The sequence below is a fragment of the Pseudomonas sp. B111 genome, from assembly GCF_026428275.1.
GTDB lineage: Bacteria > Pseudomonadota > Gammaproteobacteria > Pseudomonadales > Pseudomonadaceae > Pseudomonas > Pseudomonas aeruginosa.
In genome coordinates this window covers 1,944,798-1,960,232 of the sequence record NZ_CP097857.1, presented here as the reverse complement: position 1 = coordinate 1,960,232, position 15,435 = coordinate 1,944,798, and the positions used below count along the sequence as shown (strand labels likewise).

The 15,435-nt window shown below is 66.4% G+C and carries 18 protein-coding genes; 4 read left to right on the top strand and 14 right to left on the bottom strand.

The features are described 5' to 3' along the window. Positions 1-28 precede the first annotated feature (28 nt). The 5 genes from M6E97_RS09370 to M6E97_RS09350 form a co-directional block, all read right to left on the bottom strand. Positions 29-772: a DsbA family protein gene (locus M6E97_RS09370; RefSeq protein WP_003109186.1), complete on the bottom strand. Its 744-nt coding sequence runs from the start codon at positions 770-772 to the stop codon at positions 29-31. An 84-nt stretch (positions 773-856) separates the two neighbouring features. Then, positions 857-1,243 carry a glycine cleavage system protein H gene (locus M6E97_RS09365; protein WP_003109187.1) on the bottom strand — a complete coding sequence of 129 codons (387 nt, stop codon included), beginning with the start codon at positions 1,241-1,243 and terminating at the stop codon, positions 857-859. Positions 1,244-1,354: 111 nt separating this feature from the next. Further along, positions 1,355-2,194 (bottom strand): SDR family oxidoreductase, encoded by an 840-nt coding sequence (locus M6E97_RS09360; protein WP_033938787.1) that lies wholly within the window; start codon positions 2,192-2,194, stop codon positions 1,355-1,357. A gap of 145 nt (positions 2,195-2,339) precedes the next feature. Further along, complete coding sequence (locus M6E97_RS09355) at positions 2,340-2,957, bottom strand: glutathione binding-like protein (protein WP_003091520.1); 618 nt, start codon at positions 2,955-2,957, stop codon at positions 2,340-2,342. A 75-nt stretch (positions 2,958-3,032) separates the two neighbouring features. Continuing rightward, positions 3,033-3,587 (bottom strand): NAD(P)H-dependent oxidoreductase, encoded by a 555-nt coding sequence (locus M6E97_RS09350; protein ID WP_003109189.1) that lies wholly within the window; start codon positions 3,585-3,587, stop codon positions 3,033-3,035. 101 nt (positions 3,588-3,688) lie between these two features. Between M6E97_RS09350 and M6E97_RS09345 the strand changes: the two genes are divergently transcribed. Next, complete coding sequence (locus M6E97_RS09345; RefSeq protein WP_003091516.1) at positions 3,689-4,642, top strand: LysR family transcriptional regulator; 954 nt, start codon at positions 3,689-3,691, stop codon at positions 4,640-4,642. Between the two features lie 79 nt (positions 4,643-4,721). On the opposite strand, the gene M6E97_RS09340 is transcribed toward M6E97_RS09345, so the two are convergent. The 3 genes from M6E97_RS09340 to M6E97_RS09330 all read right to left on the bottom strand — a co-directional run bounded on the left by M6E97_RS09340 (position 4,722) and on the right by M6E97_RS09330 (position 6,789). Continuing rightward, positions 4,722-5,615: a DMT family transporter gene (locus tag M6E97_RS09340; protein WP_033938785.1), complete on the bottom strand. Its 894-nt coding sequence runs from the start codon at positions 5,613-5,615 to the stop codon at positions 4,722-4,724. Positions 5,616-5,624: 9 nt separating this feature from the next. Next, entirely contained in the window at positions 5,625-5,960 is a 336-nt protein-coding gene (locus tag M6E97_RS09335; RefSeq protein ID WP_003109191.1) for a tRNA-binding protein, read from the bottom strand. Positions 5,961-6,024: 64 nt separating this feature from the next. Next, positions 6,025-6,789, bottom strand: coding sequence for a helix-turn-helix domain-containing protein (locus tag M6E97_RS09330; protein WP_003091511.1), 765 nt, complete (start codon positions 6,787-6,789; stop codon positions 6,025-6,027). 146 nt (positions 6,790-6,935) lie between these two features. Between M6E97_RS09330 and M6E97_RS09325 the strand changes: the two genes are divergently transcribed. Beyond that, the gene (locus M6E97_RS09325) at positions 6,936-7,748 is read left to right on the top strand and encodes a UDP-2,3-diacylglucosamine diphosphatase (RefSeq protein WP_003091510.1); all 813 of its coding nucleotides are present in this window, start codon (positions 6,936-6,938) and stop codon (positions 7,746-7,748) included. Further along, positions 7,745-8,800 (top strand): glycosyltransferase family 4 protein, encoded by a 1,056-nt coding sequence (locus tag M6E97_RS09320; RefSeq protein ID WP_033938783.1) that lies wholly within the window; start codon positions 7,745-7,747, stop codon positions 8,798-8,800. The genes M6E97_RS09325 and M6E97_RS09320 overlap by 4 nt, the downstream gene beginning before the upstream one ends. Here the strand turns inward: M6E97_RS09320 and M6E97_RS09315 are convergent. Further along, positions 8,790-10,181, bottom strand: coding sequence for a protein CyaB (locus tag M6E97_RS09315; protein ID WP_003124349.1), 1,392 nt, complete (start codon positions 10,179-10,181; stop codon positions 8,790-8,792). The two genes, M6E97_RS09320 and M6E97_RS09315, sit on opposite strands and share 11 nt — an antisense overlap. A gap of 216 nt (positions 10,182-10,397) precedes the next feature. Continuing rightward, positions 10,398-10,715, bottom strand: a complete 318-nt coding sequence (locus M6E97_RS09310; RefSeq protein WP_003091504.1) for an Mpo1-like protein — start codon at positions 10,713-10,715, stop codon at positions 10,398-10,400. 142 nt (positions 10,716-10,857) lie between these two features. Here M6E97_RS09310 and M6E97_RS09305 point away from each other — a divergent pair, with 142 nt between their 5' ends. Beyond that, on the top strand, positions 10,858-11,871 hold the full coding sequence (locus M6E97_RS09305) for an AraC family transcriptional regulator (RefSeq protein WP_003109194.1): 1,014 nt from the start codon (positions 10,858-10,860) through the stop codon (positions 11,869-11,871). A 22-nt stretch (positions 11,872-11,893) separates the two neighbouring features. Here the strand turns inward: M6E97_RS09305 and M6E97_RS09300 are convergent, their stop codons facing one another. From M6E97_RS09300 to M6E97_RS09285, 4 genes are read right to left on the bottom strand one after another with little or no spacing between them, the layout of a single operon-like run. Beyond that, complete coding sequence (locus tag M6E97_RS09300) at positions 11,894-12,526, bottom strand: ABC-type transport auxiliary lipoprotein family protein (protein WP_003091501.1); 633 nt, start codon at positions 12,524-12,526, stop codon at positions 11,894-11,896. After that, positions 12,523-13,461 (bottom strand): MlaD family protein, encoded by a 939-nt coding sequence (locus M6E97_RS09295; protein ID WP_003091500.1) that lies wholly within the window; start codon positions 13,459-13,461, stop codon positions 12,523-12,525. The genes M6E97_RS09300 and M6E97_RS09295 overlap by 4 nt, the downstream gene beginning before the upstream one ends. Position 13,462: 1 nt before the next feature. Next, a complete protein-coding gene (locus tag M6E97_RS09290) occupies positions 13,463-14,257 on the bottom strand; it encodes an ABC transporter ATP-binding protein (protein WP_267262534.1) in 795 nt (264 codons plus the stop codon). Beyond that, positions 14,254-15,399, bottom strand: a complete 1,146-nt coding sequence (locus M6E97_RS09285; protein WP_004363206.1) for an MlaE family ABC transporter permease — start codon at positions 15,397-15,399, stop codon at positions 14,254-14,256. The genes M6E97_RS09290 and M6E97_RS09285 overlap by 4 nt, the downstream gene beginning before the upstream one ends. Positions 15,400-15,435 lie beyond the last annotated feature (36 nt).

Below are 15,435 nucleotides of genomic sequence, written 5' to 3'. Positions count from 1 at the left end.
GCGCCACCCGCCTCGCCGGCCCGGATGTTCAGTCGGTGCGCGCGCCCAGCAGATGTTCGATCCGTTCGATCACGCTTGCCGCTGTGGTGGCGCCTGAACTCAGTTGCTTCAGATCACCAGCCAGGTCAAGCAGAAGGGTGGGGAATGCGCGTACGCCCCACTCTCCACACTGGGCGAATTGCCGATAGACGGCTTGCCGTGCAGCGGCAGTGGCGAAATGCGCGCGGAAGTCTTCGAACGATAGCGAAGCGTCTTCGCAAATGGATCTATAAAAGTCCACGTTCTTGGGGTCCTCGCCTTCGACATAGAACTTGCGCTGCACGGCAGAGAAAAATGCCAGGGTCGCGGAGGCGACAGGCCGCTTCTGGTCGAGCATTTGCTCGGCGACCACAACGGCTCGGCAGGCAGGCTCCGTGTCATAGTCGAAATGCTTTGCCGACAGCAGGGAAAAACCGAATGGTTGACCGGTGACCTTGGCGATATGGGTCCATTCCCGGCGTAGAAACTCCCGGAACTCCGGCCCCCATGCGTCGCCCCCGCCCGCGCGCAGGCCGCCCATGGTGAGGGTGAAGCCGATACCCTTCTGTTCGCAGTACCGTGCGAGTTCTTCGAGCGTGGAGGAAATACCCCAGCACCAGGAGCACATGGGGTCGCCGATGTACCTGAGCGTGACTTCGCCGCCAGGGGCCTGCTTCGCCCCCTGGGGGAGGATGGGAGCAGCGTCGGGAATCCGGCAACTGCCGGTGGCCGGATCGCAGTTCATGAGTGTCATGGTTGGAGTCCACAGGTTGAGGCTGTATGGAGGTCTGCCGCGGCTATCGCGCCGCCAGCGCAGTGCCGGCCAGCCAATCGGTCGTCACGGGGCCCAGAACAGTTCGGCATAAGCCTTCTCGTCGAGCAGCGCATCCAGTTGCCCCGGGTTGCTGAGTTTGACCCTGAAGAACCAGCCGGCGCCCAACGGGTCGGTGTTGGCAAGCGTCGGGGTGTCGCGCAAGGCCGCGTTGACGGCGATGATTTCGCCGGAGACGGGGGTGTACAGGTTCGTCACCGCTTTGTCCGACTCGATCTCGGCCGCGGCGGCTCCCTGCGCCAACGTCTCGCCGACGTTGGGCAGGATCACCGAAATCAGGTTGCCCAGGCCGTCCAGTGCCCGTGGGGTGACGCCGACGACAACGCTGTCGATAGCGTGGCCATCGAGGGTGTCGGCGAGGCGAACCCAGTAATGGTCTTTGGAAAATTGCATGGACACGGTCGTCTCCCGTTCAACCTGGAAAAACAGAGGTTATGCTGGTGCCCCCAGGCGTTTTTGGTTGGCGCCAGCGACTTTCGAGGCCCAAGGCGTCGCGGCCCGGCCCTAGGCCGTCAGGGCGGCGACCTTGTCTTGTGCGTATTCCCGCAGTGTCCGCGGTCTCTTGCCGGTGAGCTTCATGACATCGTCGGTCACTACGCTCATCCAGCCTTGGCGCACCGGGTGGAAGATCGAGGCCATGTGCGCCGCATTGGCGGCGGGCACACCGTTGTTCTCCAGCATGTCGATGAACGCCTTGTCCGATGTCGCGGCGTATCGCACGGGCTTGCCGGTCACTTCGGACAGGATCGCCGCGGCATCGGCATAACTGAGCGCTTCGGGACCGGTGAGGTTGAATGCTTTGCCGTCGAAAGCGGTTGAGGTGAGCGCGGCGATGGCGCTGGCCGCAATATCGCGCACATCGATGAAACTGGTCCTGCTATCACCGGCTGGCAAGGCGATCTGCCCCTGGTCGAGGCCGGCTTTCCAGAAGTGATGGAAATTGTCGGAGAACCAGTTCGGCCGCAAGTTCACATGGGGCGTGCCGGATTTCTCCAGCAGGATTTCCATTTGGCGCATGGGGTTGGCGTCATTCGCATCCACGCCAAAGGCGCTCTGGAAGACTATTTTCACCTTGCGGCTTGCGGCGGCTTCGACGAACGGCAGGAGCAGATCGCGTACGTTCAGGTAGCCGGCGGGCAGGAGCATGTAAGTGCGATCCACACCCTCCAGGGCGGTGGCGATGGTTTCCGGTTTGCCGAAATCGAAGGGCGTACTCTCGACTCCATCCATTTTCCGATTTGCGCGGGAAGCGGCCTTGACGGCCTCTCCCTTGGCCAGCAGGCCTTCGACTAACGGCTTGCCGACTGTTCCCGTCGCACCTAGAACAAGAATTTTCTTCGACATATCGATCTCCAGGATGTCCGCCTCGAGCAGCGGGACGCGTTCAGGAAAGTCCAGGGGGGCTGACGTCGGCTGCGAAACCCAGCCACGGGTCTCGTCTGTGCTAGCGCTGGCGTCAGTCCGCGTAGAACCGGTACCTAGCGAGGGCTCAGCACTGGTCGGGGTGTTCCTCCAGTCCTTCGGCCTGTAGCGCGGCCCTGACTGCCGGACGGGCTGCAATCCTGGCCATGAAATCCATCAAGGCTGGGAATGGGGCCAGCGAAATGCCGAATTGGGGGCACCAGCGCGTAAGGGCGAAGAGATGTGCGTCCGCGACGGTGAACTCGTCACCCAGGATGTATGGGCGGCCGTCCGCGAGGAGGTTGTTCAGGTAGGCCACTTTGGCTATCACTGGGCGCTGCGCGGCCGTGGGGTCGTCCGAAGGGGACAGGTAGAACAGCGGGGTGAAGGACTTGTGGTAATCCGAAGAGAGGTAATTCAGTATCTCGTGCAAACGGCTGCGTTCCAACGTTCCGTTGGCTGGCACCAACGTTGGGGCGTAGCGATCCGCGAGGTATTGGCTGATGGCGGCGCCTTCGGTCAGCAAGCCGCCTTCGAACTCGAGGGCGGGCGCCGTGCCCTTCGGGTTTATCTGGAAGTAATCGCCGCCCGAGGCGGTCTTGTGCTGCCACAGGTCGACCTTGGCCAGTTCGTGAGGCACGTTGGCCTCGCGAAGCACGATGTGGATGGCCAGCGAGCAAGAGCCGGGGGAGTAGTACAGTTTCATGATCGATATCCTTCGAGGTAGTTGCAGGTTCAAGCGACGCGCGCAGGGTGCGCCGGTGATTCATCGGCGCCTGGCTCAGGCGTGCAGCTGTTGTCCGATCCTGGCGACGCGAGCGGCGTAGAGCTTCACGGTCTCGAGATCGCCGCTGGGAATGGCCTGGGCATCCGCGTCGGACGGCGACTGCACCAGCGCGCCGACCGAGGCGCCGAGGTTGTTGATATCCGCGCGGCTCGAGGCCGAGGTGTTGGCGGGAGCCAGGCCCAGGCTGACCCAGATGCCGCCGTGCTGGGACGCCAGCGTGTGCATGAGGATCAGGGAAACCTGCTTGTCGCCGTTCAGGCTTGCGCTGTTGGTGAAGCCGCCGAAGACCTTGTCCTGCCACTGCCGAACAAACCACTTCCTGGAAGTGGCGTCCGCGAACTTCTTGAATTGCCAAGGCACCGAGCCCATGTACGTGGGCGCGCCGAAGAGGATGGATTGCGCCTGGTCGAGCAGGTCCCAGGCTGCCTCGGGAATGTTGCCCTCGCTATCGATCTCGATCAGCGAAGCCTGTGCGCCTTCCGCCGCCGCTTGTGCTACGCGCTTGGTATGGCCATATCCGGAGAAATAAACAACGACTGCTTTTGACATGATGGTTCCCTGGTGGGTGGACGGAAGGAACCATAATTGGGATTGAGAATAAGAAAAATATTATCCAAAGTTACTCTTGGTTCAATAATCGCGAACAATCTATGGACAAACTCACCGCCATGGCCACCTTCGTGAAGGTGGTGGACGCCGGCAGCTTCACACGCGCGGCCGATGCCCTGGGCCTGCCGAAAGCTCGCGTTTCGCAGCGCGTCAGCGATCTTGAAAAGCATCTAGGCGTGCGCTTGCTCAATCGTACGACCCGTGCCCTGAGCCTTACGCACGATGGCAGCGCGTACTTCGACAAATGCCAGGTCCTGCTGCAGCAGATAGACGAACTGGAGGCCACGCTCAGGGGCGGGACGGCGACGCCCATCGGCCGGCTCAGAGTGGACTCCCTGATCACCATCGCCCGATGGGTGATCGCTCCAAGGCTGCACGACTTCCAGGCGCGCTACCCGAGGATCCAGCTGCGGCTGAGTAGTTCGGACCGGATCAGCAATCTGCTGGAGGACGGCATCGATTGCACGATCCGGGGAGGTGCGCTCAAGGATTCCAGCATGATCGCCAGGCATCTTTGCGACATCCAGATGGGCTTGTATGCCTCGCCCGAGTACCTGGCCTCCATAGGCGGTGTAGACAGTCCGGACGATCTATCGCAGTTCAGGCGGTTGAGCTGGTTCAGCGGCAGGGAGCGCAACCCGTTCATGTGGGAGCTGGAGTCCGGCTCGGAGCGTTTCGTGGTGCAGTCCGGCGATGGAATGCAGTTCGACGAACCCGACGTGGCTATTTCGGCCTGCGTGGCGGGCAGCGGCATCTGCCCTGGCGCCCCATTCGCGGTGGCTGGATTCGTACGCGCAGGGAAACTTGTTCCGGTACTGCCGCAATGGCACTTTTCTGCGGCGCCGGTGCATGTCATCTACCCGGGCTCCAGGCACCTGTCGGTTCGTGTGCGCTGCTTTGTGAACTGGGTCATGGAGCTGTTCGCGGAGAACCCCGAGATACAGCTCACGCCCATCGCGCTGGCGCTCGAGTCCGGCCTCGCGCAACGAACCTGAGGCCCGCCGCCGCCATTCCGGGGCAGCTCGAACCTTCCGCTATCCGGTGCGCGTGACCCGGATGCAAGGCTCGGCGGGTTCAGCCCCGGTTAGCGGATAAGCCGCTGTCCGGGACCGGCCGGTTCCTGGCGCCGAGCCGCGCCGACAGCACGATGGCGAGGACGATCAGGGCGCCGCCGAGGAACATCCGCGGCCCCGGCGTCTCATGGAACAACAGCCAGGCGAAGGCGATCCCGTAGACCGGCTCCAGGGAGAATACCAGTGCCGCGGTGCGGGCCTTGACCACCGCCAGGCTGGCCACGAACAGGCTGTGCGCCAGGCCGGTGCAGAAGACGCCCAGCAGGGCCAGCCAGAGCCAGTCGAGAGCGGGTAGCGCCGGTAGTTCGCCGACCGCGAATGGCAGCAGGCACAGGGCGACTACCAGGTTCTGCCAGAGCGCCGCCTGCACCGGGCCGACCTGCCCGCTGTTGCTGCGGTTGGCCAGCGACAGCAGGGCGAACAGCAGGCCGGAAAGGATCGCCCAGAGCAGGCCGAGGGTGGCGCCGCTGGCGAGGTCGAAGTTCGGCGTGACCAGCACCAGGCCAAGGCTGACCAGGACTACCAGCAGTCCTTCCGCGAGATGAATGCGCTCGCGGAAGAGCAGCCCTTCGAGGATTACCGTGAAGGCCGGGAAGCTGGCGAAGCCGAGGGTGGCGATGGCCACGCCGGCGGTCTTCACGGCGATGAAGAAACTCACCCAGTGCCCGGCCAGGAGCAGGCCGCAGAGCGCCAGGCGCAGCCATTGCGCGGGTCCCAGGGCGCGCCAGGCCTGGCCCGCGAGGCGGGCGAAGAGGCCGAGGGCGAGCACCGCGAACAGCGCGCGACCGAACACGATCACCCCGGGGGAGGCGCTGGCCAGCTTGCCGAACACCCCGGTCAGGCCGAAGAGGAGGGCGCCGCCGTGCAGGGCGGCGAGGGCGGAACGTCGATTCATGGGGATCCTTCAGGCCAGGCGCGCACCGTTGGGCAGGGGCTTGTCGAAGCCGGCCAGGACCACCTTGTCCTCGCTATCGTAGACCCCGGTGACCAGGACCTCCGAGCGCACCCCGGCGATCTGCTTCGGAGCGAAGTTGCAGACGCAGAGGACCTGGCGTCCGACCAGTTGCTCGGCCTGGTAGTGCGCGGTCAGTTGCGCGCTGGAGGTGCGCAGGCCGAGCGGTCCGAGGTCGACCTCGAGGACATAGGCGGGTTTGCGTGCCTTGGGGTTGGGAGCGGCGCTGAGGATGGTGCCGACGCGCAGTTCGACGCGTTCGAAATCCTGCCATTCGATGATGTCCATGCTGACTCCTGGTCTGTCGATGGGCAGAGAGTAAGGAGTCGTGACGGATTTGTCTGTCGTGCGGCTAGCCGGTTTTGTCGCGGGACTCGCGACGCAGTTGTCGCGGGGTGACGCCGAACTCGCGGACCAGCGCTGCGGTGAAGGCGCTCTGCGAGGCGTAGCCGACCCGGGCGGCGATCTCGCCCACCGCCAGGCTGCTCTCCAACAACAGTTCGTGGGCCTGGTGCAGGCGTCGGCTGCGCGCGTAGTCCATGGGCGTCTGTCCGGTCTCGGCGAGGAACAGGCTGTGGAAGCGCGCCACCGAAAGACCGGCCAGCCGCGCCAGGTCGGCTACCTGTAGCGGATGGGCGGCATGGCGGTCGAGGTAGGCGTCCAGGCTGGCCAGTGGCAGGCGGGGCTGCTGGCGCGGCGGCTGGCGCTCGCTGGCCAGGCTGGCGAGGAGCAGGCCGGCGCCCTGGTGGGCGATCACCGGGTCGTTGATCGGGCCGCTGGCCAGCCAGTTCACCAGTTGGCCCTGGGCGGGTGTCAGCGACAGCGCCTGCGGTCGCTCGAACAGCCGCCTGCCGGCTTCGGCGTGTTCGCCCAGGCCCAGCAGCAGGCTGCCGTCGCAGGGCAGGTCGAGGACCAGGCAGCGGCTGCCGGCGGGACTCGAGCAGGCATGCCGGGCTTGCGCCGGCACCACCGCGAAGGTCTGCCGCAACACGCGGCTGCCGCGCCCCTCGACCTCGAACTCGAGGCAGCCGCTGAGGCCCAGGACCAATTGGGCATGGTCATGGCTGTGGACGATCTGGTCGTGGCTGTAGTGGCGCAGGGAAAGGATCGAACCCATGGCGAAGCTCCCGGAGGCAGGCGCCCAGTCTACCCGCTGGCGCCGGCGACAGACAGTCGCGCCCTGTCACGCAACGGTCGCCGGCCTGTCACAGTCGTTTCACCGGCGCCGTCCAAGATCGGAAAAACACCGTCGGAGACCCGCCGATGAGCACCGCGCAACGCTTCACCTCGAACCGCAAGCAGCGGGTTCGGACCCTGTGGATCTCGGATGTCCACCTGGGGACGCGGGATTGCCAGGCCGAACACCTGGCGGCGTTCCTCAAGCGCTACCACGCCGATCGCATCTACCTGGTGGGCGACATCATCGACGGCTGGAAGCTGCGCGGCGGCATCTACTGGCCGCAGGCGCACACCAACGTGATCCGCCGCCTGCTCACCCTGAGCAAGCGCGGCACCGAGGTGATCTACGTCACCGGCAACCATGACGAATTCCTGCGCCGCTATTCGAGCCTGATCCTCGGCAACATCCGCCTGGTCGACGAGGCGGTGCACAGTACCGCCGACGGCCGCAAGCTGCTGGTGATACACGGCGACCAGTTCGACGTGATCACCCGCTACCACCGCTGGCTGGCGTTCCTCGGCGATTCCGCCTACGAGTTCACCCTGCTCCTCAACCGTTGGCTGAACCACTGGCGGCGGCGCTGGGGCTACGGCTACTGGTCGCTGTCGGCGTACCTCAAGCACAAGGTCAAGACCGCGGTGAACTTCATCAGCGACTTCGAGGAAGCCATCGCCCACGAGTGCCACAAGCGCGGGCTCGACGGGGTGGTCTGCGGGCACATCCACCATGCCGAGATCCGCCGCATCGAGGGCGTCGATTACCTCAACTGCGGCGACTGGGTAGAATCCTGCACGGCGCTGATCGAACATTGGGACGGCAGCATCCAGCTCTACCGCCTGGCCGAGGAGCAGGCGCGGCTGGCGGCGCAGGCCGCGGCGGTCGAGCCGGCGGCATGAGGCTATTGATCGTCAGCGACGCCTGGTTACCGCAAGTCAACGGAGTCGTCACCAGCCTGCTGGCCCTGCAGCGCGAGCTGGAACTGCTGGGCCACCAGGTACGGGTGCTGTCGCCCGCCGACTTTCGCTGCCTGCCCTGTCCCAGCTATCCGGAAATCCCCCTGGCCTGGAATCTCTGGCGCCTCGGCGGGCTGATCGAGGCCTTCGCCCCGGATGCCGTGCACCTGGCCACCGAGGGGCCGCTCGGCTGGGCCGCGCGGCGCTGGCTGGGCAAGCGCGGCCTGGACTTCACCTCGGCGATCCATACGCGTTTTCCCGAATACCTGCGTGACCGCTGTCCGTGGCTGCCGCTGTCCTGGGGCTATGCCTTCCTGCGCGCCTTCCATCGGCCGAGCCGGGCGGTGCTGGTGAGCACCCCGCGCCTGCGCGACGAGTTCTGCGCCTGGCGCTTCCAGCACCTGCGGCTGTGGCGCAAGGGCGTCGATACCGAACTGTTCCATCCCGCCGAGACACCCCCGGCGGAAGAGCGGCCGCCGGTGTTCCTGTATGTCGGGCGGCTGGCGACGGAAAAGAACCTGGAGGCGTTCCTCGATCTCGAACTGCCGGGCGAAAAATGGCTGGTGGGCGACGGCCCGCAGCGGGCGGCGCTGGAGCAGCGCTATCCACAGGCGCGTTTTCTCGGCTACCGCCATGGCCGCGCACTGGCCGACGCCTACCGGGCGGCCTCGGTGCTGGTGTTTCCCTCGCTGACCGATACCTATGGCCTGGTGATGCTCGAAGCCCTGGCCTGCGGCGTGCCGGTGGCGGCCTTCGCCGTGCCGGGGCCGCTGGATGTATTGCAGCAGGGCGTGACCGGGGTCATGCACGAGGATCTTGGCGAAGCCTGCCGCCAGGCGCTGGCGCTGGATCGCCAGGCCTGCGGGCGCTGGGCGCGGGAGCAGTCCTGGCGGGTTTCGGCGGAGGAGTTCCTGGCGCTGCAGGCGAGCGGTCCGCGGACTGCGCCGGAATGGCGCGACGAACTGCCGGCGGCGCTCGACGAACTCAGAGGATGACCTTGTCGCGTAGGCGCTCGGCGGCCTGTTGCAGGGCCTGGATGACCCGTTCCTTGTCGTAGTTCTGGATGTTGTTGGTGTCCAGGTACATGGAGAAGCCGGGCAATTCGTGCTCGACGTAGCTGGGCGCGGCGCCGAGGTCGCGGCGCGAGTCCACCACCTGGTAGATCTGCACCGGGCGGCTGAAGCCCTTGACCGCGATCTGGCCCTTGTCGCGGCACATGATCACGTCCTTGATCAGCGAGTAGGTCTCGTGGGAAATGAGGATTTCGCCGGCTTCCGAGGCGCTTTCCAGGCGGCTGGCGAGGTTCACCTCGCGGCCGATGATGGTGTAGTCCATGCGCGTGTCGGCGCCGAAGTTACCCACCGTGCAATAGCCGGTGTTGATGCCCATGCGGATTTCCAGCGGCTTGGTGATGCCCTGGGCCCGCCACTGCTGGCGCAGCACCTTCATGTGCTTGCGCATGGCGATGCCCATCGATACCGCAGCCACCGCGTCCTTCTTCGCGCCCTGGGTGCTGGGGTCGCCGAAGAACACCATGACGCAGTCGCCGACGAACTTGTCGATGGTACCGCCGTACTTGAGGGCGATCTTCGACATTTCGTTGAGGTAGTTGTTGAGCAGGTCGGTCAGGGCCTCGGCTTCCAGTTCCTCGGATAGCTCGGTGAAGCCGCGGATGTCGGAGAAGAACACGGTGAGCTTCTTGCGCTGGGTTTCCAGGCGCACGCTCTTCTTGCCGCTGAAGATCATTTCCCAGACCTGCGGCGACAGGTACTTGGCCAGGTTGCGCGCGAGCCGCGCGGCCTTTTCCTGCTCGCGGGCGATCTCCTGGCGCACCTGGGCCAGTCGCAGGCCCTGCTGGTGGCCGAAGAAGGCGGTGATGCAGATGTACAGTCCGCAGAACAGGATGCTGACCGCGGCCACCTCGACCGGGGTGTTGCCCAGCAGCGGCGGGGCGACGAGCACGGCGACCAGCAGGGCGCTGCTGGCCGATACCAGCAGGGCCATGCCGAGCAGGCGCAGGCCGCCGATGACCAGCGCGGTGAAGCTCAGCACCAGCAGGAACATCAGGCTGGGCACCACGGAGAAGCCGAGCAGCGCCATGCCCAGGCCACAGTGCACGGCGTCGACCGCGAGCAGGGCGCGGGTCACCTTGCGCGGGTCGTGCTGGCGGAAGCGCTGGCCGAGGTGGTACGCCAGGTGCGGGTAGAGCAGCGCATAGGGCACCATCCAGAGGATGCCGTAGCTGAAATACTGGGTGTAGGTTCCCGCCGCGATGCTGGCGCCACAGGCGATATAGGCCAGCACGCGCGAATAGTATTCACGCATGGACGCGACGGACCGGCTCGTCGGCGAGCGGTCGGGGAGGGTAGGCTTCATGCGCTGGAGAGGATCCCTGTGTATTTTCGTCCTGGCTCGGCTTCGTGAGCTTTCCGCCTGGGGAATGGCGGTTGGCCAGGTTGCTGGCGGAATCTTAACCAAGCGTTTGCGCGGCGGCCAGTGACAGCTGAGCGATAGTTCAGGAAAGCGCACCGATCCGGGACCGACGGTCGTCCCGGGGGAGCGACCGGCCCGGGGGCCAGTCGCGCGGATGGGTCAGAAGCGGATGCGGCCGGTGAAGGCGTCCTTGAGCATCACCCAGTCGCCCATGAACGACCACAGCGGGTACTTGAAGGTGGCCGGGCGGTTCTTCTCGAAGACGAAGTGGCCGACCCAGGCGAAGCCATAGCCGACCAGCGGCAGCGCCAGCAGCCATAGCCACTGCTGGCTGGCCACGGCGAGGAACAGCACCGCCAGCACCAGCAGGCTGCCGACGTAGTGCAGGCGGCGGCACACCGCATTGCTGTGTTCCTGCAGGTAGTAGGGGTAGAACTCGGCGAAACTGTGGAAACGCTCGTCGTCAGGGCTGCTCATGGAATGCCTCCTCTCGTTGTGTCCGCGCAGTGTAGTGCGGGCCGCACGATGTCGCGGATGACATACAGGGCCAGTTTAGTATCCTTGGGCCGCCAGGCCGGTCGACGGTCGGCGTGCCTCCCGCCAGAACAAGAAGAGACCGATGCCGGAACGTACAACCTTGTCCAGCTGGGTCCAGGGCATCGTCCTCGCCCTGGAGCTGGAAGGCCTCGACGGACGCCAGCTGTTCGCCGAGCTGGGCCTCGACTACCAGGCCTTGCAGGACCCCGACGCGCGCTTCCCGCAGGATGCGATGAGCCGTCTGTGGCAGCGTGCGGTGGCGCTCAGCGGCAACCCGGCGATCGCCCTGAACATCGCCCGGGTCCGGCGCCCGGCTTTCCACGTCGTCGGCTATGCGCTGATGTCGAGCCGCAACCTGGCGGAAGGCTTCGCGCGCCTGGAACGCTACCAGCGGATCATCGCGGAAGCGTCCGACCTGACTTTCCGCCGCACGCCGCAGGGCTATCGACTCGGCGTCACGGTGCATGGCGATCGCCTGCCGGCGCCGCCGCAGAGTGCCGAATGCTCGCTGGCCTACCTGGTGGACATGGTCCGCTGGATCACCGGCCGGCCGCTGGACCCGCTGGCGGTGGAACTGCCCGGCGCGCCCCGCGAGCCGCTGGCACCCTATGCCGAGCTGTTCCGCGCGCCGCTGCGCTTTCACGCCGAGGAGTTCGCGCTGGTGTTTTCCCGCGTCGACCTCGAGACGCCGCTACCCTCGGCCAACGAGGCGCTGGCCCAGTTGCACGATCGCTTCGCCGGCGAATACCTGGCGCGTTTCAGCACCAGCCGCATCACCCATCTGGCCCGGCAGACCCTGTGCCGGCTGTTGCCGCAGGGAGAACCCAAGCGCGAACGAGTGGCCCAGGCGCTGCACCTGTCGCAGCGCACCTTGCAACGACGCCTCCAGGAGGAGGGCACCAGCTACCAGCAACTGCTCGACGACACACGTCGGGATATGGCCGATCAGTATCTCCAGCAGCCCGGCCTGACCTTGCTGGAGGTCGCCTACCTGCTGGGTTTCGCCGATCCGAGCAATTTCTTCCGGGCATTCCGCCGCTGGTTCGGCTGCACGCCCAACGAATACCGGGCGCGCCGCCAGGGGCGCCCGGGCTAGTCGCCAGGCCAGGTGGTACGCTTCAGGGCTGCCCGGCGGGTTGCGCCGAGGCCTGGCGCAGGGTCCAGTCGAGGACCTGGGCCGACAGCGTGTCGCCGGCCTTGCCGAAGGCGCTGACCACCGCCGCGACCTTCTTGCCGTCCACCGGCTGGCTGACCTCGAAACGCCGGCTGGCGACCACGCGCTTGTCGTCGGTACGCACCAGGCGCGCGTCGTAGCGGATCAGCGCGCTGGCCTGGCCGTTCGGGTACTCGGTCTGGAAGGCGCGAAGGTCGCCGCCCAGTTCGAAATCGGCCTGCAGGTTGCTGTCGTCGCTGCTCAGGCCGCGGACCCGGCCGTCGGCCTGGAACGCCTGCATCAGACGGTCACGCAGCAGCGACGGTGCCGGATCGCTCCAGCGCGCGCCCTGGTACACGCTGATTTCGTCGCCGTGCGGGCGCACTGCGATGCGCGGGCTCTCCAGCACCAGGCTGGTACGCGGCCGGGCGATCCGCAGCGACCAGTCGACCGGCCGCGCGGCGGCGCTGGCCGGAGGGTTGTGCACCGGTAGCAGGTAGACCTGGAGGACCTGCGCTTCCGGCAGGATCGAGCAGGCGCCGAGGGTGGCGAGCGCGGCCAGGGACAGGCGACGCAGCGGGCGAAGGGCGAGCCTCATGGGGTGAACTCCTTGGTTTTTTCCCGGCCCAGCAGGTAGTTCGCCGGGTTCTCTTCCAGGCGCCGGCTGATTCCGCGCAGTGCCGCCAGGGTATCGCGCAGTTCGCTGACCGCCGGGCCCAGCTCGGCGAGTCCCTGGATGCCGCCGTCCAGCGAGTGGCGATTCTCGCTGATCAACTGGTCGAGGGTGGCGCTGGTGCGCTCCAGCGAAGCCATGGTCTTGTTGGCGTTTTCCAGCATCCCCTTGCCTTGCTCGTTGAGCAGGCCGTTGGCGCTGCGCATCAACTCGCTGGCCTGGGCCAGGGCGGCGTTGGCCTGCCTGCTCGCCTGGGCCAACTGCTGCATCACCGCGCTGACGTTCTCGCGCTCGGCGGAGAGCGCGCCGGTGGCCTGGTCGAGATGGTCGAGGGTGCGGCTGATGCGCGCTGTGTTTTCCTCGGAGAGCAGGTTGCTGAAGCGCGCGATGAGCTGGTTGATGTTGCCCATCAGGTCTTCGCCGTTGCTCAGCAACTGGGTCAGCGGCGAGGGCGTGGCGACGATCACCGGGATCTTCCCGTCCTTGCCCTCCAGCATCGGGCTGGCGGGCGTGCCGCTGCTGAGCTGGATGATCGAGGTGCCGGTGATCCCGGTGAGCGCCAGCTTGGCGGTGGTGTCCTGCTTGATCGGCGCGCTGGCCACCACGCGGATGCGTGCCCAGACCTTGCGCGGGTCCTGCGGATCGAGGCGGAGGAAGGCCACGTCGCCGACCTTGATCCCGCTGTACTGCACCGAGCTGCCCTGGGAAAGGCCGCTGACCGCTTCGTTGAAGACGATGTCGTAGTAGTTGAACTTGCCCTCCGAGCCGGACTTGGCCAGCCACAGGCCGAAGAGCAGGGCGGCGCCGATCACGATCACGCTGAACAGGCCGATCAACACATGGTGGGCTCGGGTTTCCATCTCAGTGATTCTCCGGCACGGCGGCGGCTTGGTGGGCGGCGCGCCCGCGCGGCCCGTGGAAGTATTCGCGGACCCAGGCGTCGTCGGTGGCGGCGACCCGTTCCAGGGTATCGACCACCGGGACCTTCTTCTGCGACAGCACGGCGACCCGGTCGCAGATGGTGTACAGGGTGTCCAGGTCATGGGTGACCAGGAACACCGTCAGGCCGAGGGCGTCGCGCAGGGTACGGATCAGGTTGTCGAAGGCCGCCGCGCCGATCGGGTCGAGGCCGGCGGTGGGCTCGTCGAGGAACAGGATGTCCGGGTCCAGCGCCAGGGCGCGGGCCAGGGCGGCGCGCTTGATCATGCCGCCGGAAAGCGAGGCCGGATACTTGTCGCCGGCGTTGGCCGGTAGCCCGGCCAGGGCCAGCTTGACCTGGGCCAGGTGCTCGGCGTCGGCGCGCGGCAGGCCGGCGTTCTCGATCAGCGGCAGGGCGACGTTCTCCACCACGGTAAGCGAGGAAAACAGCGCGCCCTGCTGGAACAGCACGCCGAAGCGCCGTTCGACCAGGGAGCGGCGCTCCTCCGGCAGTTGCAGCAGGTCTTCGCCGAACACCCGCACGCTGCCGGAGGTCGGCCGGCGCAGGCCGACGATACTGCGCAGCAGCACCGACTTGCCGGTGCCGGAGCCGCCGACCACGCCGAGGATCTCGCCGCGACGGACGTCGAGGTCGAGGTGCTCGTGGACCGCCTGGGCGCCGAAACGGTTGCACAGGTCGCGGACCTGGATGATCGCCTGCGGGTTATCCTGGCTCACCAGCCCATCTCCATGAAGAACAGCGCGGCGAGGGCGTCGAGCAGGATCACCACGAAGATCGAGTGGACCACGCTGGTGGTGGTGTGCTCGCCCACCGACTGGGCGCTGCCGCTGACCTTGAAGCCTTCCAGGCAGCCGATCACGGCGATCAGGAAGGCAAACAGCGGGGCCTTGCTGATACCGACCAGGAAATGCTGTACGCCGATTCCGTCCTCCATGATCGACAGGAACATCGCCGGCGGGATGTCCAGGGTCCAGGCGCAGACGGTCATGCCGCCGACGATGCCGCAGAGCATGCCGACGAAGGTCAGCATCGGCAGCGATACCAGCAGCGCCAGCACCCGCGGCAGCACCAGCAGCTCGATGGGGTTGAGGCCGAGGGCGCGGATCGCGTCGATCTCCTCGTTGGCCTTCATCGAACCGATCTGCGCGGTGAAGGCGCTGGCGGTACGGCCGGCCATGAGGATCGCGGTGAGCAGCACGGCGAACTCGCGGAGGAAGGAGAACACCACCAGGTTGACCGTGTAGATGGTCGCGCCGAAGTTGGCCAGCACCGTGGCGCCGAGGAAGGCGATCACCGCGCCGACCAGGAAGGTCAGCAGGGCGATGATCGGCACCGCGTCCAGGCCGCTCTTCTCGATGTTCGCCACCAGCGGCGTGACCCGCCAACTGGCCGGGCGGACCAGGCTGCGGAGCAGGGTCTCCAGGGTCAGGCCGATGAAGCCGAGGAGTGCCTTGAGGTGCAGCCAGAAGGTCTCCATGGCACAGCCGATGCGAGCCAGCAGTTCGATGGCGGTGGTCGGCGGCTTGGGTTTTTCCGGTTCGCAGAAGTCGTGCAGGGCGTGGCCGACGGTCTTCAGCAGGGCCTGGCGCTCGCGCGGCAGGCCGGGCTCCAGCTCGGCGAGGTCGGCCAGGCGCTCGGCGCCGAGCAATTCGGCGAGCAGGGCGGCGCCGGCGGTATCCAGGGCGCCCAGTTGGCTCAGGTCGAAGCTGGCGTTGCCCGCCACTTCGCTGCGCAGGCGCGTCACCTCGCGCTCCAGAGCCGTGTAGTGGGCGAGCGTCCAATCACCTATGGCTCTGACGCGGGCGGGCTGGGTGGAGCTATCCAGGCTCACGTGGCCGGGTTGCGGCTGTGTCGTCATGGTGCAGAAGCTTACACCGGCTTTTCAGTCCCTGAG